The 23,895-nt window shown below is 67.4% G+C and carries 19 protein-coding genes; 11 read left to right on the forward strand and 8 right to left on the reverse strand.

The window, feature by feature from the left end; all coding sequences use genetic code 11:
• Window positions 1-127: 127 nt before the first annotated feature.
• Complete coding sequence (locus HD841_RS18415; protein ID WP_179510362.1) at window positions 128-994, reverse strand: glycosyltransferase family 8 protein; 867 nt, start codon at window positions 992-994, stop codon at window positions 128-130.
• 582 nt (window positions 995-1,576) lie between these two features.
• Between HD841_RS18415 and HD841_RS18420 the strand changes: the two genes are divergently transcribed.
• From HD841_RS18420 to HD841_RS18440, 5 genes are all read left to right on the forward strand, one after another.
• A complete protein-coding gene (locus HD841_RS18420) occupies window positions 1,577-2,437 on the forward strand; it encodes a glycoside hydrolase family 16 protein (RefSeq protein WP_179510363.1) in 861 nt (286 codons plus the stop codon).
• A 57-nt stretch (window positions 2,438-2,494) separates the two neighbouring features.
• Window positions 2,495-3,625, forward strand: coding sequence for a glycosyltransferase family 4 protein (locus HD841_RS18425; RefSeq protein ID WP_179510364.1), 1,131 nt, complete (start codon window positions 2,495-2,497; stop codon window positions 3,623-3,625).
• 257 nt (window positions 3,626-3,882) lie between these two features.
• Window positions 3,883-4,521, forward strand: a complete 639-nt coding sequence (locus tag HD841_RS18430) for a sugar transferase (protein WP_373563070.1) — start codon at window positions 3,883-3,885, stop codon at window positions 4,519-4,521.
• A 29-nt stretch (window positions 4,522-4,550) separates the two neighbouring features.
• Complete coding sequence (locus HD841_RS18435; RefSeq protein ID WP_179510366.1) at window positions 4,551-5,684, forward strand: glycosyltransferase family 4 protein; 1,134 nt, start codon at window positions 4,551-4,553, stop codon at window positions 5,682-5,684.
• Between the two features lie 56 nt (window positions 5,685-5,740).
• Complete coding sequence (locus HD841_RS18440) at window positions 5,741-6,613, forward strand: glycosyltransferase family 2 protein (protein WP_257015775.1); 873 nt, start codon at window positions 5,741-5,743, stop codon at window positions 6,611-6,613.
• 36 nt (window positions 6,614-6,649) lie between these two features.
• On the opposite strand, the gene HD841_RS18445 is transcribed toward HD841_RS18440, so the two are convergent.
• From HD841_RS18445 to HD841_RS18455, 3 genes are all read right to left on the reverse strand, one after another.
• On the reverse strand, window positions 6,650-7,117 hold the full coding sequence (locus HD841_RS18445) for a hypothetical protein (protein WP_179510368.1): 468 nt from the start codon (window positions 7,115-7,117) through the stop codon (window positions 6,650-6,652).
• A gap of 102 nt (window positions 7,118-7,219) precedes the next feature.
• A complete protein-coding gene (locus HD841_RS18450; RefSeq protein ID WP_179510369.1) occupies window positions 7,220-8,701 on the reverse strand; it encodes a lipopolysaccharide biosynthesis protein in 1,482 nt (493 codons plus the stop codon).
• Window positions 8,702-8,795: 94 nt separating this feature from the next.
• Complete coding sequence (locus tag HD841_RS18455; RefSeq protein WP_179510370.1) at window positions 8,796-9,824, reverse strand: glycosyltransferase family 8 protein; 1,029 nt, start codon at window positions 9,822-9,824, stop codon at window positions 8,796-8,798.
• A 314-nt stretch (window positions 9,825-10,138) separates the two neighbouring features.
• On the opposite strand from HD841_RS18455, the gene HD841_RS18460 reads away from it, so the two are divergent.
• The 4 genes from HD841_RS18460 to HD841_RS18475 all read left to right on the forward strand — a co-directional run bounded on the left by HD841_RS18460 (window position 10,139) and on the right by HD841_RS18475 (window position 15,006).
• Window positions 10,139-11,548 carry a hypothetical protein gene (locus tag HD841_RS18460; protein WP_179510371.1) on the forward strand — a complete coding sequence of 470 codons (1,410 nt, stop codon included), beginning with the start codon at window positions 10,139-10,141 and terminating at the stop codon, window positions 11,546-11,548.
• 127 nt (window positions 11,549-11,675) lie between these two features.
• A complete protein-coding gene (gene galE / locus HD841_RS18465) occupies window positions 11,676-12,683 on the forward strand; it encodes a UDP-glucose 4-epimerase GalE (RefSeq protein ID WP_179510372.1) in 1,008 nt (335 codons plus the stop codon).
• A gap of 33 nt (window positions 12,684-12,716) precedes the next feature.
• Window positions 12,717-13,676 carry a UDP-glucuronic acid decarboxylase family protein gene (locus tag HD841_RS18470; protein ID WP_179510373.1) on the forward strand — a complete coding sequence of 320 codons (960 nt, stop codon included), beginning with the start codon at window positions 12,717-12,719 and terminating at the stop codon, window positions 13,674-13,676.
• Between the two features lie 265 nt (window positions 13,677-13,941).
• Complete coding sequence (locus HD841_RS18475) at window positions 13,942-15,006, forward strand: glycosyltransferase family 2 protein (protein WP_179510374.1); 1,065 nt, start codon at window positions 13,942-13,944, stop codon at window positions 15,004-15,006.
• A 39-nt stretch (window positions 15,007-15,045) separates the two neighbouring features.
• On the opposite strand, the gene HD841_RS18480 is transcribed toward HD841_RS18475, so the two are convergent.
• The 3 genes from HD841_RS18480 to HD841_RS18490 form a co-directional block, all read right to left on the reverse strand.
• Window positions 15,046-16,347 carry a UDP-glucose dehydrogenase family protein gene (locus tag HD841_RS18480; protein ID WP_179510375.1) on the reverse strand — a complete coding sequence of 434 codons (1,302 nt, stop codon included), beginning with the start codon at window positions 16,345-16,347 and terminating at the stop codon, window positions 15,046-15,048.
• 108 nt (window positions 16,348-16,455) lie between these two features.
• Entirely contained in the window at window positions 16,456-17,493 is a 1,038-nt protein-coding gene (locus tag HD841_RS18485; RefSeq protein ID WP_179510376.1) for an acyltransferase family protein, read from the reverse strand.
• Window positions 17,494-18,146: 653 nt separating this feature from the next.
• On the reverse strand, window positions 18,147-20,093 hold the full coding sequence (locus HD841_RS18490) for an oligosaccharide flippase family protein (RefSeq protein ID WP_179510377.1): 1,947 nt from the start codon (window positions 20,091-20,093) through the stop codon (window positions 18,147-18,149).
• A gap of 575 nt (window positions 20,094-20,668) precedes the next feature.
• Here HD841_RS18490 and HD841_RS18495 point away from each other — a divergent pair.
• A complete protein-coding gene (locus HD841_RS18495) occupies window positions 20,669-21,139 on the forward strand; it encodes a PilZ domain-containing protein (protein ID WP_179510378.1) in 471 nt (156 codons plus the stop codon).
• A gap of 265 nt (window positions 21,140-21,404) precedes the next feature.
• A complete protein-coding gene (locus HD841_RS18500) occupies window positions 21,405-22,436 on the forward strand; it encodes an acyltransferase family protein (protein WP_179510379.1) in 1,032 nt (343 codons plus the stop codon).
• A 176-nt stretch (window positions 22,437-22,612) separates the two neighbouring features.
• Here the strand turns inward: HD841_RS18500 and opgC are convergent, their stop codons facing one another.
• On the reverse strand, window positions 22,613-23,758 hold the full coding sequence (opgC, locus tag HD841_RS18505; RefSeq protein ID WP_179510380.1) for an OpgC domain-containing protein: 1,146 nt from the start codon (window positions 23,756-23,758) through the stop codon (window positions 22,613-22,615).
• Window positions 23,759-23,895 lie beyond the last annotated feature (137 nt).

Consider the following 23,895-nt stretch of genomic DNA (forward strand, 5'->3'; position numbering starts at 1 on the left):
GCTGCCGGCCGGCGTCGGCAGCAATGCGATGCGCGAGGATTATGCTGCGGGATTGATGAACAGTGCGCGCCTTTGGCTTGCCGCCATCGGTACGCGCCGTCTTGCGGGGGTCTTGCCGGCGTCGCGGTCAGATCGCGGCGCGGGATTCCAGAAGACGGATATGATCCAGCAATTCAGGCTCGTTCCACACCCGCCGTTCGAGATAGGATTTGGCGATCTGCTTGACTTTGTAGGCGGCGCGCCGGCGCAGATCTAACGCGGCACAATATTCCCTGATCTCGGGGAATTCGCGCGCGATGGCGAGATAGGGCTTGTGCCACGAGCGTCCCCACGGCGCATAGGCGCCCTGCCACGGCCGCGGATTGGACATGAAGTGGACGATCGAGGGTGGAGCGATCGTCTCGATGCCATAGCCCAGCACGAAACCGGGGAAGTTCCAGCGGATTGAGGCGTAATCGCGGTGCCCGTCGGTCACCCGGTTGATGATCGTCTGGTCCTCGAAATGCAGGTCGCTGGTCGCCGCGCCCATCTGCGCCAGCGCCTCGCGCGAGATCGCCGCCCAGCTCGCCCGGTTGACCCGGAACACGCCGCTGTTGACGTAATCGTCGCCGAACACGCGGATCTCGTCCTCGAGATCGCCGCGCAGCTTGGCGATGCCGCTGAGGTAGATCATCGGATCGCGCACCGCGCACAGGCCGCCGGTCTGCGGCTGGAAGGCGAGCAGCGGGGTGAGATCACCGACCACCTGCGTGTCGCCGTCGAGATAGAGGATCTCCTCATAATCGGACGGCAGCAGCTGATCGAGGAACAGCCGCGCGTTCATGATGTGCAGGTCGCCGAGGAAGGCGGGGTCCTCCCAGCGGTACAGCACCCCCTTGGCCGCGCAGACATGCGCGATGCGGCGACTTTCCTCACCCGGTTCGCGGGTCAGGTCGTAGAGGATAATGTCCCAGTGCGCCGGCGAGAACTGACGCGCCTGTATTGCGCTGACCAAGGATTGGAACAGATACCCCTGGTTCGCTATGTAGCAAATGCACGATCGCGGCGGGGAAGCATTGCCAATCACGTAAATTCCTTTGCGGCCACTCTGTGTGGCGGACAAGCGACCGCCGTCAATATGTTCGTCAAATCGGTGTCCGTGCCGCGCCGGTGGCGGCATTTTTCCATGCCGCTCAAGACGCTAGCTCCCCTCCTCAGCGAAGTCGGCATAACGGATGTCGGCACCGACCGTAAGGGAGGGAAGGAAACGGCGTAGCCCACCGAGCCATCGTATCGGCGTATTATTTTCGCCGGATGACCGGTGATAGCGTGCCGCCGGGCTGCTATGTGCCAAATTCGGACGGCGAGCGCGACGGCTGGCGCCAAACCCCCGACTGGCCTAAAGAAAAGTATGACCTCTGCGTTAACCCCGGATCGGGTGGCGCGGTGGTGCGTAGACGCGTGGCGACGCCGACCGGTGCCGCCAACCGCGACGACGCGGCAGCGAATCGAGGTCGCCAGCCGGGCAAGAAACCCGGCGATGGCCCGCAAAGGGCCGGCGCGCTGCTCCCCCCAAACCATGAAGGCGAAGGTGGCCGTGATCCCATCCCTGTCCAGGACCCGCATCGACCCCCGTGCGCACCGCAGCCGCCTGGTATCGGCCGGCATGGCCGGCTGTGCCGCGCTGACGCTGGCCACCACCGCCGCCTGCACCCCGCTGCCGCGCTGCGCGGCGACGATCGACCTGCGCCAGTATCGCCAGACCTTCGACGAGCCGTTCGACACGCTCGACGTCTCGGCGCGCGGCCCCGGCACGCGCTGGACCGCGCATACGCCGTGGAACGGCGATTTCGGCGCCTCGACCTTCGTCGATCCGCAGCCCGGCTTTCCCTTCTCGGTCCGCGACGGGCTGCTGACCATCCATATGAAGCGCGATGCGCGCGGCAAATGGCGCTCCGGGCTGCTGTCGTCGAGCGACGCGCAGGGGCGCGGCTTCCTGCAACGCACCGGCTATTTCGAGATGCGCGCGATCCTGCCCGAGGGCGACGGCGTCTGGCCCGCCTTCTGGCTCGGATCGCTCGGCAAGAAGGGCGAGACGACGCCGGAGATCGACGCGCTCGAACATTACGGCCGCGACCCCGCCACCTTCCTCGCCACCACGCATCTGTGGACCGACGGCAAGAGCCGCGACCAGGGGCCGAAGATCGTCCGGGTGCCGCCGGGCTCGCTGGCCGCCGGGATGCACCGCTACGGCGTCAGCGTCGAGAAGGATGCGATCAACGTCTTCCTCGACGGCCGTTCGGTCGCCTGTTTCGCCTCGGCGCCCGAGTATCTCAAGCCCAAGATGCTGCTGCTCAATCTGGGGGCAGGGGGCGGCTGGCCGGTCGACAAGATGCCCGACGATCGCGCGATGACGGTCGATTACGTGCGCGCCTACGTCAAGCGGTCGCAGCGGTGATCGCCCCCGTCGCAATGTTAAGTATGCCGGCAACCTGTTGATATAGGGACGATGATCATGAAGGTTCATGTCCACTTGGCCTATGGCTTCGGCGAGGATCGTTGGGGACGGCGGTTCGACAGCGGCCAGCTGATCGGCGTCAACGAGCGCGACCCCTATGGCTATCGCCATGCCGCGCCGATGGTCGAGGCGATGACCTCGTCGGTCGACCATCCCGAGGGGCGGTTCGGCCGGCTGGTCCGGCTCGGCCTGCGCGCGGTGCTCGGCTTCGATTTCCTCCACGCGTGGCGCAACCGCGCCGCGATCCGCGCCGCGGACGTGGTCTGGACGCATACCGAATCCCAGCATCTCGCGATCAGCCAGGTCTTCGCGTTGCAGCGGGTCGCCCCTGCCGATCAGCCCCGCCTGCTGGCGCAGAGCGTCTGGCTGATGGATCGCTGGGCGCGATTGTCGGGCCTGCGCCGCGCCTATTTCCGCCGGCTGCTGCGCCGCGCCGACGTGCTGACCTTCCACTCGCGCGAGAATCTGGCGCTGGCGCGCACGCGTCTCGCCGACCGGCCGAGCGAGCTGGTGCTGTTCGGGATCAACGCGAGCGAGCAGACGCCGCCCGTGCGCGGCCGGGCGGGCGAGCCGCAGCTGATCATCGCGGTCGGCAACGACGTGCATCGCGACTGGCCGACGCTGATCCAGGCGGTGGCGCGCCATCCCGACTGGCGGCTGCGCATCGTCTCGACCAAATGCCCCGCGGCGCTGGCCGAGGGGATCGCCAATGTCGAGATCGCCGGGGTCGGCACCAACGACGACCTCAAGGCGCTCTACCGCCAGGCGACGATTGCGATCGTGCCGCTGTTGCCCAATGCCCATGCGTCGGGGATCACCGTGCTGCAGGAGGCCGCGCTCAACGGTGTCGCCGCGATCGCCAGCGATGTCGGCGGCCTGCGCGATTATTTCGCCGACGATTCGGTGACCTATTATCCCAGCGGCGATGCCGGCGCGCTCGAACGGGCGATCGACCGGCTGTTGTCCGATCCCGAGGCCCGCTACGCCCAGGCGGTCGCCGCGCAGCGCCGGATGGGCCCCGAGGGGCTCAGCTCCTATGCCTTCGCGCGCCGCCATGTCGAGATTTCCCGCGCGCTCGTCGCCCGGGCGCCGAGGACCGCCGGCCACGGCAGGCCGGTGTCGGCATGACGGCGACGATGATCCCGTCCGGCACCGTATCGGGCGGACGTCTTACCCATCCTGTGCCGTTTCGGGCACGTTTGTGATGGAAATATCTACCATTATCAGGATCGTATGATGTAGCGCCGGCAAAACCGGCCATGGTGACGAGTGGCGCGCGAATTATTTCCGCGGTATTAACCTTACCGCAACGGGCGCAGTGCGAATGGGCTGGCAAAGGGGTTGTCGTTATGTATCTAACCCAGGAAAGGGGCGGTGAACTGCGCGTGTCCGATCGCCCGTCCGAACATCCCGTCAATGAATTGATCCTGCGCCTGCTCGATCTCATCGTCGGCATCATCGCCATCATCGTCTTCGCTCCATTGCTGATCGGCCTGGCGATCGCGATCTATGCTAGCGATCCGGGGCCGCTGATCTTCGCGCAGCCGCGGATCGGGCGGAACGGGCGCGAATTCCGCTGCCTGAAGTTCCGCACGATGGTGGTCGACGCGACCGACCGGCTGGAGCAACTGCTCGCCAACGATCCCGCCGCGCGGGCGGAATGGGCGCGCGACCACAAGTTGCGCAACGACCCGCGCATCACCCCGCTCGGCCGCTTCCTGCGCAAGAGCAGCCTCGACGAGCTGCCGCAGTTCTTCAACCTGATCAACGGCACGATGAGCATCGTCGGGCCGCGGCCGATCGTGAACGCCGAAGTGGTGCGCTACGGCCGCCGCTTCGCCGATTACTGCCGGGTGCGGCCGGGCATCACCGGCCTGTGGCAGGTCAGCGGGCGCAGCGACACGACCTATCGGCGCCGCGTCGCGCTCGACGTCGCCTATTCCAAGCACCGTTCGCTCGGGCTCAATATCAAGATCATGATGATGACGGTGCCGGCGGTGCTGGCGGCCAAGGGCAGCCGCTAGGGCCGCGGCGACGCAGAAGGGGGACGAGTTTGGCGCGCAAGGACAGGACCGGCGGACCCGCGGGGGCGGGGCGGCTGCTCGTCAACGGGCGGTTCCTCTATGCCCGGCCGACCGGCGTCCAGCGCGTCGCCACCGCGCTGCTGCACCAGCTCGCCGCGCGCCGTGACGAACTGATGCAGCTGTTCCCCGCCGGGGTGCAGATCGAGGCGCCGCGCGGCGACGCCGCAGCGACGATCGCCGGCCTGCCGGTGCATCAGGCCGGCCGCCGCGGCGGCCAGATCTGGGAACAATTCACCCTGCCGCGGCAGGGGAGGGGCGACGTCATCCTGTCGCTGTCCAACGTCGGCCCGCTCGCCGCAGCACGCGGCATCACGATGATCCACGACGCGCAGGTCTATACCGCGCCGCAATCCTATTCGGCCGCCTTCGTGCGCTGGTACCGCTTCCTGCTGCCGCGGCTCGGCCGCCGCAACCTGCAGGTGCTGACCGTCTCGCATTTCTCCAAACAGCAGCTCGTCGAACACGGCGTCGCGCGCGCCGACCGGATCACCGTCATCCCCAATGGCGTCGACCATATCCTCGGCTTCGCCAGCGACGCCGGGACGGTGCAGCGGCTCGGCCTCACCGCGCGCCGCTATGTCGTCGCGCTGGCGACGACGCAGCCGCACAAGAATATCGCGGTGCTGCTGCGCGCCTTCGCCGATGGCGCGATGGGCGACGTCCGGCTGGTGCTGCTCGGCAAGGCCGGTGCCGACGAGATGCGCGCCGCCTATCCCTTCCTGCCCGACGACGTGCTGTTCACCGGCATGATCGACGATGGCGAATTGCGCGGCCTGCTCGAGCAGGCCCTGTGCTTCGCGATGCCCTCGACCACCGAAGGCTTCGGCCTGCCGCCGCTCGAGGCGATGATCCTCGGCACGCCCGCGGTCGTCGCGCCGTGCGGGGCGCTGCCCGAGGCGTGCGGGGAGGGGGCGCTCTACGCCGAACCCGACGATCCCGCGGCGTGGCAGGCGCAGATCCGCGCGCTGCGCGAGGATGCGGCGCTGCGCGACCGGATGAGCGCGGCGGGCGCGGCGCAGGCCGCCGCCTTCACCTGGGCGCGCGCCGGCGATCTGCTGGTCGACACGCTGCGCCGCTGCCTGCCCGCGGCGCGGCGCGCATGAGCCTGCCCCCCGCATCCGGCCAGGGCGCCAAGCCCGGACTGCCAAGGAACGCCACGATGAAGGTCGCCATTGTCATCGCCAGCGTCGGCCGCCCGGTCGAGCTCGCCCGCTGGGTCGAGCACGCCCGCCGCCAGACGCTGACCCCGAGTGAGATCATCTTCTCGATCGCCTCGGACGCCGACATCCCCGCCGGCTTCGCCGATCCGTCGGTGCAGGTGCTGCGCGGCCCCAAGGGCTCGTGCCACCAGCGCAACTCGGGGCTGGAGGCGCTGACCAGCGCGCCCGACGTGGTCGCCTTCTTCGACGACGATTACGTGCCGAGCCGGCGCTGCATCGAGGGGATCGCGGCGGTGTTCGCGGCGCATCCCGACCTCGTGGGCACCACCGGGCGGCTGCTCGCCGACGGCATCCACAGCGCCGGGATCGACTATCCCACCGCGACGACGATGGTCCGCGCGTTCGAGGCGGAGGACGCGCCGATCGACGTGTCGCTCGACGAGACGCTCGGCACCTATGGCTGCAACATGGCGTTCCGCTGGTCGGCGATCCACGACATCCGCTTCGACGAACATCTGCCGCTCTATGCCTGGCAGGAGGACGTCGATTTCTCGCGCCGGCTGCGCGACCGCGGCCGGATCGCGCGCACCGGCGCCTTCGTCGGCGTGCACCAGGGGGTCAAGGGCGGCCGCACGCCGGGCCAGAAGCTCGGCTATTCGCAGATCGCCAACCCGCTCTACCTGATCCGCAAGGGCACGATGCCGCCGCGCGACGCGTTCTGGCTGATGGCGCGCAACATCGCGAGCAACCACGCCAAGGCGTTCACCCCCGAACCCTGGATCGACCGCAAGGGCCGCGTCGCCGGCAACTGGCGCGCGGTGAAGGACCTGCTCACCGGCAAGCTGCGCCCGGACCGCATCCTCGACTTCTAGGCGCGGCCGGCGAGGGCAGTCCCTGTTGCGACCACGTCAGCCGCCCTTCGCCTGGCAACTCACGAGGTCGAAGAACTGTTTGCGTGGAAATACCGGATCATGCGCGCCCGCGGAGTCCGGGAAAAGCATATGCGCCGGCGCAGGATCGCCTCGTCGTGGAACGCGATCAATCAGGTCGTAGGCGGCATCCGTGCCGATATATTGCCGATTGCCATAGGGACGGGGCCCTCCATCCGGGTTGGGCGGTTGCCAGCCTTTCAGCATGACATCTTCCGTCGAGGCGACGTTCTGGAGACCATCCGTGCCGCCATTCCATGGGAGCCACCAGAACGTCTTGCCCGATTGTCGATGATGGATGGCGAGTGCGACGTTGCTGGGCCATTCTGGCCCGCTGTCGACCGGCCGGAAATAGGCAGTCACGTCAGGATCGTGACGTAGGATATAGCGGGCATTTTCAACGGTGCATTGCGTTGCAGCCGCAAAAAGCATGACCAGTCCGAGCACTTCACGGCCCCGGTAAATTGCATTCCGCCGTATTTTAGGCGGAAACGAACGTCCCGCGAAACAGGCTACGCAAGGAGAAAGGAGCGATCGGCTATTCGTCTCCTACGCCCGTCCGAACCGCCGGCCGATCTGCGTCAACCGGTCGACCACCATGCTCTCCGGCCCCTCCGGCCGGCCGACCGCGACCCAGGAGCCGAGCAGGATCGCGCCATAGACCGAGGCACCGATTACGACCGTGCCGATCACCGCGACCAGCGACAGGGACTGGCGCATCGCGTCGGGGAGCAGCAGGATCGCCGCGGCCATGCCGGCGGTGGCGAGCGCGATCCGCCAGGGGGCGAGCAATTGCTCGACGATGCGCAGCCCGACGAGCTGGCGGACATAGCCCATCGTCACGACCATCAGGATCGCATTGGTCGCCACCCGGCCGATCACCGCGCCCATCACGCCGAAATGCCAGATCAATGCGATCAGCAGCGGCAGCTTGACGAGGATCTCGACGACGCGCTGGCGCAGGAAGATCGCGGTGCGGTTCATCGCCATCGCCATGGGGTCGAGCGGCGAGACCCAGACGACGAACACCGGCGCGAGCGCGAGCCAGCGCAGCATCGGGATCGACGAGATCCAGTTGCCGCCGAGCACCACCGGCACGACCTGATCGGCGACGAGGCTGAGCCCGATCATCCCCGGCGCGGCGATGGTGAGCAGCGTCTGCGAGATGCGCAGATAGGCCCGCGCCATCCGCTCGCGCGATTCCTTGAGCGTCACGAAACCGGCCATCAGCGGCCGCATCGCCGGCGTCACCAGCACCTGTTCGGGCACCGACGACAGGTCCGCCGCCATCGAGAAATGGCCGAGGTCCCCCTTGCTGATGAAGCGGCCGAGGATCAGCTTGTCGGACTGCCAGCTCAGCGCGGCGAGCGCCTGGGCGAGGCTCGCCCAGCCGAGGAAGCCGGCGAAGCTGCGCCATTGCGACAGGGCGAGCCGCGGCCGGAACGGCGCGAAGCAATAGGATTGCACCAGGCTGGCGACCGGCGTGACCACGGTGCCCGCGGCGATCGCCCAATAGCTGTGGGTGGTGATCGCGAGCAGGACCGCGACCGAGAAGCCGAACACCTTGCTGACGATCTCGATGATGAGGTCGCGGCGGAAATCGATGCGCCGGGCATATTGGACCATCGCCGGGCTCTGCAGCCCGCGCGCGATCGGCGACAGCGCGAGGAACAGGATCAGCGGCACCAGCCGCGGATCGGCATAGGCCCAGGAGAAGGGCCAGGCGGCGCCGGCGATGACGATGGCGAGGATGGCGCCGCGGATCACGCCGATGGTGAAGGCGGTGTCGAGATGGCTGCGGCCGATCTGGTCGAGCCGAACCAGCGACTGGACGATCGGCAGCTCGGCCACCGCCTCGACGATGAAGATCAGCGTCATCGCCACCGAGATCAGGCCGAAATCCTGCGGCGACAGCGTCCGCGCAAGGACGATCAGCGTGGTGAAGTCGATGCCGCGCGCCATCAGCCGCGAGACCATCAGCCACGCCACGCTGCCCGCCGTCCGGCTGCCGACCCCTGGCTTGTCCGTCATCGCCGCAATGCTACCTTTATGACCGAATGCCGGGCCGCGCGCCGCGGGTCCGGGGCCGCCCGGCGATCGGGGCGGCGCACGTCGCGCCTCCTACTCAATCGCGCGGCGTGAAAAAAGTCCTGTGCAGAAAGCGCTTGAGCAGGATCGCCTGCCAGCGGTGCTCGGCCGCCTCCTTGGCCGCCTTGGCCATCCGCCGCGCCCGCATCGCCACCGATCCGGTGCGATATTTGGGATCGACGTTCCGGCTGGCGTCGATCCGCAGATATTTGGCGAAATACGGATGCGCCGCGAGGAAATCGACATAGACCTGGCGGTGGCCCGGGTCCCACGGCCCGTTGGTGGTGTTCCACGGTTTGACCGGGCCGGTGAAATGGACGATCCGCGGCCCGACCGAACGGTCGAGGTCGGCGAGCCGGAACCAGGTCGAATAATTGTAGCGCGGATGCATCATCTCGCGATGCGACCCGACCACCGCGTTGAGCGCGCTCTGGTCGTGATGCTTGCAGCGTTCGGGGTTCTCGGCGAGGAAGCGTAACGCCTGGCCGGTGAACGTCCGCCACGCCTCGCGCCGCGCCATCATCACGCCGGCGTTGAAATAATCCGCTACCCGGTCGATGCCGATGCCCTTCAGATAGGATTGCGGATTGGCATAGCGGCCGCCGTTGTCGAGCCGGTCGGCCCCCGCCAGCAGCGTGCCGGGCGGGCAATCGTGCGCGATCAGCGGCGCGACCGGGCCGACGATCTGGACGTCGCCGTCGATGTAGATGACCGTCTCATATTGCGCCGGGATCTCCGCCTCGACCGCGAGCCGGCCGAGCGTCGAGCTGGGGCAGTGCAGGTCGGGCAGGCGGTCGACGCTGTCGGGGATGAAGCGCCGGCTGTCGAGGAAGCGGAAATTGAACCGCGCCGGGGCGAGCGCCGCCTGGATCGCGTCCTGCTCCTCGTCGGGTATGTCGATCAGATAGATGATGATGTCGGCGATCGCGGCGACCTCGGGCTGCGCGGCGAGCTGTGAGGCGGCGATCAGCGCCTGCGCGACATAGCCGCGATCGGACACGAAGGTGACGACCCGCGTGATCCCTGGCCTGTTGCACTCGGGTGTCCCCAGGATGGGCGTGTTCACTGGTAAACTCCTGACTGCGCGCAACGGGTCGGACGATGGCCGACGGTCCCGTCACAACTTCGGCGCACACGCGCGGCCGCCATGTGCGCCGCATTCGTGTCCCGATATGACCCCCGCAGGTCAACATTTAGTAACTGCCCGTTTTGGCACGGGTTACTCCGACCGAGGATAGCCTTGGCCGGCCGGCGATGCTACGCTTTTGTTGTGCCTGGGATCAGGTCGACGGATGGTGCGTACCCATCGCCGACGCTGCGCCGCCACCCGTGGGGGTCGGGGGATGCAGGCGGTGGCCCGCGCCCCGATAAGGGTCTGTGATGGTCGTTCTCGCAATTTTCTGGCTGTTGTTCTTCGCTGCGGCGGTCTCGGGGATCCGCTGGACGCTGTACCTGTTCTTCGCCAGCCTCGCGTTCGGCTCGCTTGCCATCCTGCCCGTCAACCTGACCGGCGGCACCACCTTCCTGCCGCACACCGCCTGTTCGGCCCTGCTGTGCGTCCGCTCGTTCATGGCCTGCCGCAAGCCGCACCTGCTGATCGACGGGCTGCTCGACTATAACAAGCTCGGCCTGCTCACCGCCTTCATCGTCTACGGGCTGATGGTCACCTATACCGCGCCGTTCCTGTTCCACGGCGCGCCGATCATGGGGCTCAACAACATCACGCGCAGCCCGCTGGGCTTCGGCTCGGGCAATATCACCCAGCCGCTCTACCTGCTCGCCGCCTTCGCGATCACCGTCTCGATCTACCAGCTGCTGCTGCAGACCGACACGCGGCGGATGGTCTATCAGGCGATCTTCGTCGGTGGCGCGATGGCGATCCTCGCCGGGATGATCGACATGGCGACCGCGGGCTCGGGCATGCTCGCGCCGCTGCGCACCGCGACCTATGTCATCATGGACGGCGACGACGTCGGCGGCATGCGCCGCGTCATCGGCTTCAACACCGAAGCCTCGGCCTATGGCGCGCTGGTGCTGTCGTTCGGCTCCATGATCTATTTCATGCGGCTCGGCGAGGCGCTGGGCGGCGTCTATGCCAGGATCCAGACGCCGATGGCGCTCGCGCTGATCGCCTTCACCGTGCTGTCGACCTCGTCCGCCGCCTTCCTCGGGCTCGGCATCCTCGGCGTCTTCGCGGTCGTCGCCAACGTCATGGCGCTGCGCCATCCCGCCGACGAGAAGCGCGCGCTGATCCAGCTGCTCGTCATCGGCGCGGCGGGGCTGATCGTCGCGGCGCTGGTGGTGGCGACGCCGAGCATGTTCAACGGCGCGGTCGAGCTGGTCGACAGCCTGATCTTCAAGAAGACGTCGAGCAGCTCCTATTCGGAGCGCAGCAGCTGGAACCTCGTCAGCCTCGAAGGGCTGGTCGCCACCGGCGGCTATGGCGTCGGCGTCGGCTCGACCCGCGCGTCGAGCTGGCCGGTCGCGGTGCTGAGCAGCACCGGCGTCATCGGCGGCCTGCTGATGGCGCTGTTCTTCCTGCGGCTGCTGACGCTGAGCCTGCGCAATGCCAGCGACGAAATCCGCCGGGTGGTGACCGGCGCGCGCTACAGCCTGATGGTCTGCCTCGTCCCCGGCGCGGTGGCGGGCACGCTGGTCGACTTCGGCGCGTTCAACGCGACGCTGTTCGCGATCACCACCGCGCTGCCGACGCTGATCCCGGTGGCGACCCGCCGGCGCCGGCGGGTGGCACGGACGCGGGTGCCGGGCGGGGCAGTGGTCCAGCGCTAGGGGCGGTTGGGCCGATGTCGCTGGCCGTGCCGTGCATATTCGTTATCAATATCCGATCGTTAATCCTGTTCGAATCTGGAGCAATCCACCTTTGACCTCACGGCCGTAGCACGGGACAATCCGACGTATGAGCAGGCGCATTCTGGTAACCGGCGGGGCGGGATATATTGGCAGCCATACGTGCAAGGCGCTCGCGGCCGAGGGGTTTGTGCCCGTCACCTACGACAATCTCAGCCTGGGCGACGCCGGGCGGGTGCGCTGGGGGCCGTTGGTCGAGGGCGACGTCCGCGATGCCACCGCGGTCGCCCGCGCGATCGCCGATCACGATGCGCAGGCGGTGATCCATTTCGCCGCGGACGCCTATGTCGGTGAATCCGTCGCCGATCCGGCACGCTATTACGACAACAACGTCGGCGGCATGATCGGCCTGCTCGCCGGGATGCGCACCGCGGGATGCGGCCGGATCGTCTTTTCGAGCACCTGCGCGGTCTATGGCGATCCGGCGACGCTGCCGATCTCCGAGGACACGGTGCCCGCGCCGGTCAATCCCTATGGCCGCACCAAATGGGTCTGCGAACAGATGCTCGCCGATTATGCCGCGGCCTATGGCATCGACTTCGTCGCGCTGCGCTATTTCAACGCGAGCGGCGCCGACCTCGACGGCGAGCTGGGCGAGGATCGCGAGTACGAACCGCATCTCATCCCGCGCGCGATCCTGCACCTGCTCGGCCACCTCCTCAATTTCCAGGTGTTCGGCAGTGATTTCCCGACGCCCGACGGCACCGCGATCCGCGACTATATCCATGTCGCCGACCTCGCCCGCGCGCATGTGCTCGCGGTGCAGCGGCTGCTCGACGGCACGCCCGGCACCGCCGCGCGGCGCATCTTCAACCTGGGGTCGGGGGTCGGCCATTCGGTCGCCGAGGTGCTCGCCGCGATCGCGACGGTGTCCGGCCGGCCGCTCGCCACGCCGACCGGCAACCGCCGGCCGGGCGACCCGCCGCAGCTGGTCGCCGACGTCGCGGTGGCGCGCGACGACCTCGGCTTCACCGCGCGCCATTCGGCGCTGCCCGACATCATTGCCTCGGCCTGGCGCTGGCATGTCAAAACGCATCGCGAGGCCGCGTCATCCTGACGCCGGCCGCCTTCCGCTCCTCGGGGACCGATCATGCATCTTGAGAAACGCATCCTCATCACGGGGGGCGCCGGCTTCCTCGGCTCGCACCTGTGCGACATGATGCTCGCCCGCGGCCACCGCGTCCTGTGCGTCGACAATTTCTTCACCGGCACGCAGCGCAACGTCGACCATCTGCGCGACAATTCGCGCTTCGAGCTGATGCGCCACGACGTCAGCTTCCCGCTCTACGTCGAGGTCGACGAGATCTACAATCTCGCCTGCCCGGCGAGCCCGATCCATTACCAGCGCGACCCGGTGCAGACGACCAAGGTCAGCGTCGTCGGCGCGATCAACATGCTCGGCCTCGCCAAGCGGACCAAGGCGAAGATCTTCCAGGCCTCGACCTCCGAGGTCTATGGCGATCCCAGCGTCCATCCGCAGACCGAGGATTATTGGGGCAACGTCAACCCGATCGGCATCCGCTCGTGCTACGACGAGGGCAAGCGCTGCGCCGAGACCCTGTTCTTCGACTATCGCCGCCAGCACGGCCTGGCGATCAAGGTGGCGCGGATCTTCAACACCTACGGCCCGCGCATGCACCCCAATGACGGCCGCGTCGTGTCGAGCTTCATCGTCCAGGCGCTGCGCGGACAGGACATCACCATCTTCGGCTCGGGCGAGCAGACCCGCTCGTTCTGCTACGTCAGCGACCTGCTCGACGGCTTCGTGCGGCTGATGGACACGCCCGACGACGTCACCGGGCCGATCAACATCGGCAATCCCGTCGAGTTCACGATGCTGGAGCTGGCGACGCTGGTGATCGAGCTGACCGGTTCGCGCTCGAGGATCGTGCACCTGCCGCTGCCCGCCGACGATCCGCGCCAGCGCCGCCCCGACATCGCCCTGGCGCGCCAGCACCTCGGCTGGGAACCGCAGGTGCAGCTGCGCGAGGGGCTGCAGAAGACGATCGACTATTTCGACAGCGAGTTCGTCCGGGGTACGCAGCAGTAACGATATGATCCGTGATAGGACAAAATCCCCCTGAACCCACGGGCGCGGCACTTGCACATCCCGCGCCCGCCATGGCATGGATTATTCATCGATAAGACGGGTCTAAGGCATTGGTATTCATCGCATTACCATGTCCGAATGCGTCAAGATGATGAAGATCAAGCAAACGGTTTAGGACCAAAACGGGCGTGCGCACGATAGACTGTCAGACTGTTGTGCCGGCGCGACGCGGAACGTCCTATCCCTTATGGGCAGGATAGCGCACATGACCAGCGGGCCGCCGTCCGTCCGGGCCTCCGTCGTCGTGGTCAACCACAATTACGGCGCGTTCCTCGCCACGGCGATCGACAGCGCGCTGGCGCAGGACCATCCCGATGTCGAGGTGGTCGTCGTCGACGACGGCTCGACCGACAATTCGGCCGCGATCATCGCCGGCTATGGCGAGCGCATCCGCGCGGTGATGAAGGCGCAGGGCGGCCATGTCGAGGCGGTCAACGCCGGCTTCGCCGCCTCGACGGGCGAGGTCGTGCTGTTCCTCGACGCCGACGACCTGCTCCACCCCGATTGCCTGCGCCGCGCGATCGCGCTGCTGCAGCCCGGCGATGCCAAGGTGCAGTTCCGGCTGGCGACGCTCGACCGTGCCGGCGTCGACCAGAACATGCCGTTCCCGCATTTCCCGCCGGACTATTCGCCCGAGGACGTGCTGCGCGGCGCGGCGCGTTCGGGCTGGTATCCCTGGACGGTGTCGACCGGCAACGTCTTCGTGCGCAGCTTCCTCGACCGGGTGATGCCGATCGATGCCAAGACCGTCTATCGCTCGCCCGACGGCTATCTCAGCAAGCTCGCGCCGCTCTACGGGCCGGTCCGCTCGCTGCGCGCGGTGCTCGGCGGCTATCGCGTCCATGGCCAGAACGCCTGGGCGAGCTCGCAGAAGACGTGGAGCGCCGATGTCGCGCTGCGCTGGCTGGCGTTCGACCGGGTGCTCGAACGCGCCTTCGTCGCTGCGGCGGCCGCGCAGGGCATGGCGATCCGCCAGCCGCTGCTGCGCTCGTTCCAGGCGCTGGAATATCGCATGCAGGCGCTGCGCTTCGCCGATCCCGCCAAGCGTCCGCCCGACCGCCGCCACGCCGTCGTGGTCGACGCCGTCCACTGGCTGATCGAACTGCATCCGTTCGGCTGGCCGGGCAGCATCGCGCGCTTCGGCTGGCTGGTCTTCCTCGGCTATGCGCCGCGCTGGCTGGTCGAGCGCCAGGTCCGCCAGGCCCGTACCCAGACCAACCGCTCGCTGTTCTGGCGCTCGGCGCTCTCGCTCACCCGCAAGTTCGAATAGCAGCGCCGGTCCGGTGAGGCCGGACCGGCGCCGGCCGCGTCACCGCCCGATCGAGGTGTAGGTGAAGCCGAGCGCGGCGATCTCTTCGGGCCGGTAGATGTTGCGCAGGTCGACCAGCACCGGGCTTGTCATCGTCCGCTTCAGCCGGTCGAAGTCGAGCGCGCGGAACGCATCCCATTCGGTCACCACCACCACCGCGTCGCTGCCCGCCGCGGCGTCATAGGCGTCGCTGCAATAGGTAATGTCGGGCATCGTCGTGCGCGCCGCGGCCATGCCCTCGGGATCATAGGCGCGCACCGTCACGCCGGCATCCTGCAAGGCCTGGACGATCGCCAGCGACGGCGCGTCGCGCATGTCATCGGTGTTGGGCTTGAAGGTGAGGCCGAGCAGCGCGACTGTCTTGCCCTTGGGCGTGTCGCCGAGCATCGCGATCACCTTGCGGCCCATCGCGCGCTTGCGGCTGTCGTTGACCTTGACCACCGCCTCGACGATCTGGATCGGGCTCTCGTGATCCTCGGCGGTCTTGAGCAGCGCCAGCGTGTCCTTGGGGAAGCACGAGCCGCCATAGCCGGGGCCGGCGTGCAGGAACTTGCGGCCGATGCGATTGTCGAGGCCGATGCCGCGGCTGACGTCCTGGACGTCGGCGCCGACCGCCTCGCACAGATCGGCGATCTCGTTGATGAAGGTGATCTTGGTCGCGAGGAAGGCGTTGGCGGCATATTTGATCAGCTCGGACGTGCGCCGGCCGGTGAACAGGATCGGGCTCTCGTTGAGGTAGAGCGGCCGGTAGACCTCGCGCATCACCTTGCGCGCGCCCTCGTCGTCGGTACCGATGACGATGCGGTCAGGGCGGGTAAAGTCGCCGATCGCGGCACCCTCCCGTAAAAACTCAGGATTAGAGACGACAGCCACTGCAACGTCGGGCCGCTTCTCGCGCAGGATCGCTTCGACCTTGTCGCCGGTGCCGACTGGCACGGTCGACTTGGTGACGACGACGGTCGGGCCGGTCACCGCCGCGGCGATCTCCTCGGTCGCGGCGAAGACGTAGCTGAGGTCGGCGTGGCCGTCGCCGTGCCGCGACGGCGTACCCACCGCGATGAACACCGCATCGGCGCCCGCCACCGCCGCGGCAAGGTCGGTGGTGAAACGCAGCCGCCCGGCCGCGACATTGGCGGCGACCAGCGCGTCGAGCCCCGGCTCGTAGATCGGCATCCGCCCCGCCTCGAGCGCGGCGATCTTGTCGGCCGCCTTGTCAACGCAGATCACGTCATGACCGAAATTGGACAGGCAGGCGCCCGAGACGAGGCCGACATAGCCCGAGCCGATCATGGTAATACGCATAGAGCCTCATCGCTTGGGAAGACCGCAGCGGACATGCGGCATGCAACGACCTCTAACAAAAGGAAAAGCTTAGAGAACGCGCGATCACTGTCCTATTTTGGGCGGCCGTCAGCGGATCAGGCGGCGCAGCGGCGGGATCCGATCGAGGATCAGCACGCACAGCGCCGACGCCAGCACCGCGAGCAGCGCATCGCCCAGGCAGGCGGCGAGCGTCGCGCGGCCCAATATTCGCGCGGCGAGATCGAGGAACAAGAGGTGCACGACATAGAGGCCGAGGCTGAGCCGCGCGAGCCGTGCGAACACCGGCGACAGGCGGAACGATGGCGGGATCGCCAGCGCGACGAGGAAGGCGGCGATGCCATAGGGAATGGTCATCAGCGTATTGTCGGTGAAGCGCGGGAAGGGGATCGTGCCGAGCGCGACCAGCGCACCGACCTCGACGAGTTGCAGCAGCGCGAAGAGACCGAACAGCGCCAGCGCGGTGCGCAGCGGGACGCGACGGTCGCGATGGCGCAACCAGGCGCCCGCGGTCACGAACAGCAGGCCGAAGAAGGGGCCGTTGCGCGTATTGAACGGCGGCCGGGGCAGGTCGAGCAACAGGCGCAGCGGCCCGAAGGCGAACGCCAGCGCATAGCAGGCGATCGCCAGCGCGAGCACCGTGCCCCAGCCGAAGCGGCCGCGGACCAAGGCGAACAGCACCCCGGCGACGCCGAGCGCGGGCAGGAACCAGAGATGCTGGCCGTCGAGCCCGGTGATCAGCAGCCGCACGATCATCGCCGGCGACCTCAGTTCCGCGAGCGATCCCTGGAAATAGAGGATGTAGACCAGCGCCCAGACCAGAAAGGGCGGCGCAAGGCGGACGAGCAGGCGCAGCGCGGTTCGTTCGGGCGAACGCGGCGACAGGAAATAGCCGAAGGCGACGAAGAAGAAGGGGACGGCGAAGCGCGCCAGGATCGCGATCACGTCCGCCGCGACCGGCGCGTCGCCGGCGCCGTTCGACACCGCATGGATCAGCACCACCGCGACGAAGGCGACCAGCCGCATCAGATCGATGCCGGCGAGCCGCATCGTACCGCCGGGCGGGAACGGTGCGGAAGCGTCGATCGTCGTCGCGATGGCCCGAGACCCCTCCGGATATGCCTGCACCGGCCGACTGCCGGGACAGGGGTCCGGCGCGGCCCGGACGACGGTTTATGACCGCCGATCCGTGACTTGGAGGGTGCGAATTAGCATGATCCGGCGTGGATTCGGCAAGGCTTTTGCGGAAATCACGCAACAAACGGATAAGTGACTGAAAATGCGCAGATAATTCTACCGCGCCCGATCAGTCCTTATAATAGTTGCGATATGCGCGACGCCTTCTGCGTCTCGACCGTCGGTTCAGCAAAACCACGATCAAAAGTAATCCGACAACTGCCGCGATTATGATGAGGGTAGGAACCGACATGCTCACGATTAATCAAAGGCTCCTTCGTGAACGCGTTGCGGCATCTAACAATGATGCGCTGCGATATGCAACGCCAAATCGCCTTCCGCCGTGTTCAACAATGGGAAAGCATTGACCGGGATCAGGGCAAATAGCGACACTTGGTCGCTGCCATCCCCACAAATAGACAATAAACAGCAAGAGACGCCCGATCCGCAGGCGTCATTCAAACAGCATGATCCGGGTTGCGATGGTTCTGGCGTGACAGCAATCAGGTTCTTGACCAATGCACGGACAATATTCGCGCACCCGGCGGCCGATCAGCAAGCTTCGGGGATATATGCTGTCGTGCCCGACCATGACAATTGGTGGATCATGGCCGTTTCGGATAAGGTCGGGTGACTTGGCGTGAGGGGGTGGGGCAGCGTGCACAATGTCCACCGACCTCGATCGTCTTTGCGGTCATGTGAAACCCTGCCGCGCCGGCGGCAACGCTGATGATATTCGATGCGGCATGGCCCCTGATCGGCGTGGATTGCCCGCACCTCTGGCAGACCAGCGTGATACGCGGCTGATATTGCTCGCCTTCTATCGACCGATTGTCGGTCGGCTGGACGAGGTTGGCCTGCATCAGGATGTCGAGGATGCGATAGACGCTCGACGCGGCGGGCTCCGCGGTCGCCTTGGTCGAGGCGGTGGCGAGCGCGAAGATCTGGTCGCGCGCATCGGCATGGACCGCCTCCTGCTCGGCGGACGACGCCGGGCGCTCACCCGGCGCCGCGGCGCTGCCGCGACCGCGGCGCAGCATCTTGGTGACGATGCCGAGCACCATCGATTCCCCGCCCTGCGGCCGGCCGACCACTTGCCAGAGCAGCAGCACGGTCGCGCCGAACGCCAGCGCGCCGAGCGCCGCCAGCCCGGCGAGCGCCACCGTCAGCCACGGCCGCGACAGGTCGGTCGGCAGCAGCCGCGCGACCGGGAAGACGACCGCACCCATCACCAGACAGCCGACGACCGGGCGCAGGATCGCCTTGAGCTGCGCCCAGACCGGCAGGTCGATCGCATCGCGCGCGGCGCGCACCGCCATGCCGGCGAGCACCAGCGCGGCCGCGGCGCGCGCGGCCGCGATGCCGGGGATCAGGAAGAACCAGGCGCCGGCGATGACCAGCGGCACCTTGACGAGAAAATCGGTGAGCTGGCGGTTGAAGATCAGCGTCGAGCGGCGCAGCGCCAGCGCCAGCGCGTTGAGCGGCGTCCACAGCAGGCCGGGAATGCCGGCGAGCGCCAGCCATTGCAGGATCGGCGCGACCATGTCCCATTTGGCACCGAGCGCGAGGCTGACGACCGGGTGGGCGAGCAGCGCGGTGCCGGCGAGGATGGGAAAGCCGAGCAGCGCGACCGCGGCGAAGGTCTTGAGATAGGCCTGGCGCAGCCGCTCGGGGTCGTCGCGCACCGCGACCAGCCCCGCCGACAACGGCCCGAGGATCGGCGTCAACAGCACCTGGCCGGGGATCGACGCCAGGCTGTCCGCCATGGTGAAACGGCCGACCGTCGCCGTCGGCGCGAGCCGGCCGAGCACCAGCCGGTCCATCTGCCAGGCGAAGGCGGAGAACAATTGCGCGCCGCTCAGCCAGCTGAGGAAGTTGCGGAACAACCGCCAGTCCTTGAGCGAAAAGGCGGGGCGATAGGGGGCGAGGACGAACGACATCAGCGACGCCGTCACCGGCGACAGGATGGTGCCGAGCGCCAGCGCCCAATAGCTGCCCGTCGCCACCGCGACGCCGATCGAGACGCACAGCGACACCAATTTGCCGAGCAATTCGGTGGCGACGGTGCGGCGGAAGTCGAGATCGCGGTTGTAGAGCGCCAGCCGCGGGTTGCTGATGCCGCGGAACGCCGGCGCCAGCGCCAGCGCGACGATCAGCGGCAGCAGCCGCGCGTCGCCATAGACCATCGCGAAGGGCCAGGCCGCCGCGCCGATCAGGATCGCCAGGACGAGGCCGCGGAGCACGCTGAGCGTGAAGGCGGTGTCCATCATCGAGCGGGTGATGTCGCGCTCGACGAGCAGCACCTGCGACACCGGCAGCTCCATCACCGCCTCGACGATGAAGATCAGGCTCATCGCGATGCTGATCAGGCCGAAGTCGGCGGGTTGCAGCAGCCGCGCCAGCACGATCAGCGCGACAAGATCGATCAGCCGCGACAGCAGCCGGCCGCCGACCGCGAGGATCGAGGCGAGCGCGGTGCGATGCGAGGCGGTCGCCGCCACCGGCGACGCCGCGGCGCCCGACGCGGGAACGGTCGCCGCGACTAGCGACACGTCATGACCATGTCGCGAGGGAAGGCGCCGCAAGGGGAGGACATTCTGTCCCGGGGACGGGGCGCACGGCCGCAACGAACGCCAATAGTATCTGCTCCGATGATGACATCGACGACCCCGGACCGACGTGATCCGGACCCGCAAGCTGCGCCGCAGCCGCTTAGGGCATTGATTAGCGGCTCCTTCATCATCTGTCACCCGCATTGAACCATTGCTTTCCGGGCGCCGGTGGCCCGATATGATCCATCGCGTGAGCGACAGGCCGCGCCCGCGACGCGGCCGGGCAGGGAGGAACGAAGACAAGCGAGCAACGCTGCCATGACCGGTCGCACCACGTATAGTTAACGCGCGTTGACCAACAACACAGCGGGAAGCGTATCTTGCCGCGGCCGTTTTCTTGCCAGTTGCTGCGGAGTTACAATCGTCGGGATCGGCAAAGCCTATGCTGCCCCGGCCTTGTCTGATCATCGATAGTGGCGGGACGGACACGAATAGGCTGGCCGTCGCGACGAACATCGTTCACACTGTCTTTACCTTTTTCAGCCTAGAGCTATATCAAGAGATTAGGGTGCGATATGGCGATTACTGCTCAGATCATCAGTGACGACCGCGGCTCGGAACGCTTTCCGGTCGGCCTCAATGCGACGCTGCGCGACCAGGTGACGCGTCCGCACGACGTGATGATCGAAGACCTGTCGCTGACCGGCTTCCGCCTGTCGGGCGGCCCGGCGCTGGAGCTGGGCAGCGAGGCGTCGATCGGCTTCGCCGGCATCGGCGTCCACCAGGCGCGGGTGACGCGGCAGGACGGCAGCATCTACGGCTGCGAATTCGTCACGCCGATCACCCAGGAGATGCTGACCCGCGCGCTCAACGCCGGGCCGGTGTCGCCGATCGCCTTCCCCACGGGCCCCGGCCCGTCGCTGCTCGACCATGTCCCCGAACCGCATGTCGAGCCCTATTCGGGCCGCACCAAGCTGGTCATCGCCACGATCGCAGCCACCGCCGGCTGGGCGGTCGCAGCCGGCCTGTACTTCGCATTGACCTGACGGCGTATCGAATGACCGGGCAGGGCCGTTAGCCCCCCGGCCTGCTGCGCCGCGTCCGGTCGCGCAGCGGTGCGGGATCGACGGCGACGCCCCTGTCGGCCGGTTGCCTGCCTGCCGATGCCGGTCTGCCGGTCTGCCGGTTGCCGCGCCACGTTCCCGCTATTGCTATCATAACCGTCGATGGTACGGGCCGGTCTGGCCATTATCGGATCGATTGTTGACGGTTAATCAAGGGTATAAGCAGCATTTCCTGACACTCGACGGAATGAGGGGGATCGCGGCCCTGATCGTGGCGGGATTGCACGCCAGGGAGTTGATGATCGGCGGCCCGATGCGCGATCATTCGTATCTCGCAGTGGATTTCTTCTTCTGCCTCAGCGGCTTCGTCATCGCTTACGCCTATGAGGGGCGTTTGTCGGCGGGCCTGCGCTTCGCCACCTTCGCCAGGATGCGGATGATCCGCCTCTATCCGATGATCTTCATCGGCGCGCTGCTCGGCGGCCTGGTGCTGGTTGCCGGGCGCAAGGACGGCATCGTCATCCCCGCGCTCCTCACGGTCGGCGCCATGCTGCTCGTTCCCGCCGGTTTCTTCTTCGGAAAACAGGCCTATCCCAGCGACAACCCGATCTGGTCGCTGTTCTTCGAGGGTGTCGCGAACATCGTCTACGCGCTGATGCCGCGACTGCCGATGCGGCTGTTCGCCGGCGGCCTGCTGCTGTCCGGGCTGGGCTATGCCGCGATCTGCTACCGGTTCGACGGCATGCAGTTCGTCGGCTTCGCGTCGTGGTGGAGCTTCGCGGCCGGGCTGGTGCGCGTCGCCTTTCCGTTCGCGGCAGGCGTCGTCATCTTCCGCCTCGGGTGGCACCGGCGCAGCGTTGTGCCGGCCTGGCTGCCGCTCATCGCGCTGCCGGCGCTGCTGCTGTTCCCGATCGGGTCGCAGGCGGTCACCGATGCGGTGATCGCGATGGTGTGCCTTCCTGCGCTGGTCGTGCTCGGCGCGCGGACACAGCCCGCGGCGGCCATGCTGCCGTGGCTCAAGGCCGCAGGCGACCTGTCCTATCCCCTGTACCTGCTGCACCAGCCGATCCTGCGCGTCGTCAAGAATGCGCCGCACATCGATGCGCTGCGATCGATCCACCCGCTGTTGCCGCCGCTCCTCGGCCTCGGCCTTGCGGTGATCGCCTCCGCGGTCGTCCTGCGCTGGTGGGATCAGCCCGTCCGCATGAGGCTGACGGCGTGGCTGGGCCGCGATGCCGCCGGCAACGGCCGCAGGGATGCGGCAAGCCCGGGGGCCTGACCTTTGCATTGGCAGGTCGGGAGCAGGTCGGGCAGGGCGGACACCACCGGCCGGCCAGCCGCAGGCTCAGGCGATGGGCGATCTGCGGACCAGCGTGGCGATCATGTCGACCGCGCCCAGCACGATCAGCACCGGAACGCCGACGATGACGCCGGCGATCTCCATGACATGGCCCTTCATTGCACCCCTCCCACGCTGACCGGCCCCCGCCGGTCGTCCTCGCGCGGCATGGTCTCGCGCATCCGCGCGGCCTGCCGTCCCGATCGCGCATCGTATAGCACGGCAATGGCGAAGGTGGCCAGCAGCGAAAACAACACAGCCGCCAGATAGGCCAAGTAACCGCCGCCCAACCGGCTCCACGCAATTGCCAGACCATAGGTCAGCCACACGCTCGCGATATAGCAATACAGCGTCTGCCGGCCGACGCAGGCAAGCGCGCGCATCGGCGAGAGTTCGGGTATCCGCCGGCTGAGCGTCAACAGTCCGCAATAGAAGAGGATCACGACGGGGGCGTGGACGAGTCGCAGCACGCCCAGATTCCCCTTGGATGTCAGCAGCCAATGCTGCGGTATCGCCTGTTCGACGTGGAGCAGCTTGGCGATGGCGAAGCCGGCAGCAGCACCGCCGACGACGACCGTGATCCACTTGCGCGCCTCCAGCAGCCTGAACAGCGGCTCGTGCACGCGGGCCGCTCCCAGGATCAGCGGCACGAAGAACACGAGCTGCCAGGCCAAGGGATTGAACTTCCACTCGACGAGCTTGGGATCGACGAGATGCGTGGCGGTCGCGAGCTGGGAAAGCAGCCAGAGCGTCACCGACAGCGCGGCCAGCGCGGGCGGGGACCGGCGATACACCCACAGGGCGGCCGGGGTCAGCAGCATGAAGATCACGTAGAGCTGCAGCACATCGAGCAGCGCCGGCGCGCGGAGCAGCGTGACGAACAACAGCAACCCGGCCAGCGGATCGTCGAACAGGAACCCCGCATCCCAGGCGACCGCCTCCCACCCCTCCATGAGCAGCAGGAACGGCGCGACCGCGACGAGCAGCAGCGCATTGTCGATGTAGAGGGTCCGCGCGCGGCGCAGGACCGCCTGTGCCGGGCGCGGCTTCTTCTGATAGACCATCCCGACCATGTACCCGGACATGATCACGAAGATCGCGGCCGACGACGAATAGCCGAGCGCCGAGGGCGTCGGGATGCCGAAGCCCTGGAGGCCGTAGATCCGGAAGGCGACGGTGATGTGGTTGATCGCGATGATCAGCATCGCCGCGCCGCGCACGATGTCGATGCGCGTTTCCCGCGGGGGCCGGTCCGTCGTCATCTCGCTGTCCCCCCGCCGCGGACGGCCGCTCCCATCCCTGTGCGGCGCCTGCATCCTGCTCGTGTTGCGGCAGCCCTATCGATGGCGCGCGCGATCGTCACCCGTCCCACGTCAGCATCGCTGCCATAGGTGTCCCG

It is taken from the genome of Sphingomonas melonis (assembly GCF_013409985.1).
Lineage (GTDB): Bacteria > Pseudomonadota > Alphaproteobacteria > Sphingomonadales > Sphingomonadaceae > Sphingomonas > Sphingomonas melonis_A.

What these genes read in the sequence shown, in the direction of transcription:
- opgC (WP_179510380.1), bottom strand. Translation starts at nt 23,758, where the DNA reads ATGACGACGGACCGGCCCCCGCGGGAAACGCGCATCGACATCGTGCGC.
- galE (WP_179510372.1), top strand. Translation starts at nt 11,676, where the DNA reads ATGAGCAGGCGCATTCTGGTAACCGGCGGGGCGGGATATATTGGCAGC.
- HD841_RS18460 (WP_179510371.1), top strand. Translation starts at nt 10,139, where the DNA reads ATGGTCGTTCTCGCAATTTTCTGGCTGTTGTTCTTCGCTGCGGCGGTC.
- HD841_RS18425 (WP_179510364.1), top strand. Translation starts at nt 2,495, where the DNA reads ATGAAGGTTCATGTCCACTTGGCCTATGGCTTCGGCGAGGATCGTTGG.
- HD841_RS18440 (WP_257015775.1), top strand. Translation starts at nt 5,741, where the DNA reads ATGAAGGTCGCCATTGTCATCGCCAGCGTCGGCCGCCCGGTCGAGCTC.
- HD841_RS18480 (WP_179510375.1), bottom strand. Translation starts at nt 16,347, where the DNA reads ATGCGTATTACCATGATCGGCTCGGGCTATGTCGGCCTCGTCTCGGGC.
- HD841_RS18450 (WP_179510369.1), bottom strand. Translation starts at nt 8,701, where the DNA reads ATGACGGACAAGCCAGGGGTCGGCAGCCGGACGGCGGGCAGCGTGGCG.
- HD841_RS18470 (WP_179510373.1), top strand. Translation starts at nt 12,717, where the DNA reads ATGCATCTTGAGAAACGCATCCTCATCACGGGGGGCGCCGGCTTCCTC.
- HD841_RS18495 (WP_179510378.1), top strand. Translation starts at nt 20,669, where the DNA reads ATGGCGATTACTGCTCAGATCATCAGTGACGACCGCGGCTCGGAACGC.
- HD841_RS18500 (WP_179510379.1), top strand. Translation starts at nt 21,405, where the DNA reads ATGAGGGGGATCGCGGCCCTGATCGTGGCGGGATTGCACGCCAGGGAG.
- HD841_RS18475 (WP_179510374.1), top strand. Translation starts at nt 13,942, where the DNA reads ATGACCAGCGGGCCGCCGTCCGTCCGGGCCTCCGTCGTCGTGGTCAAC.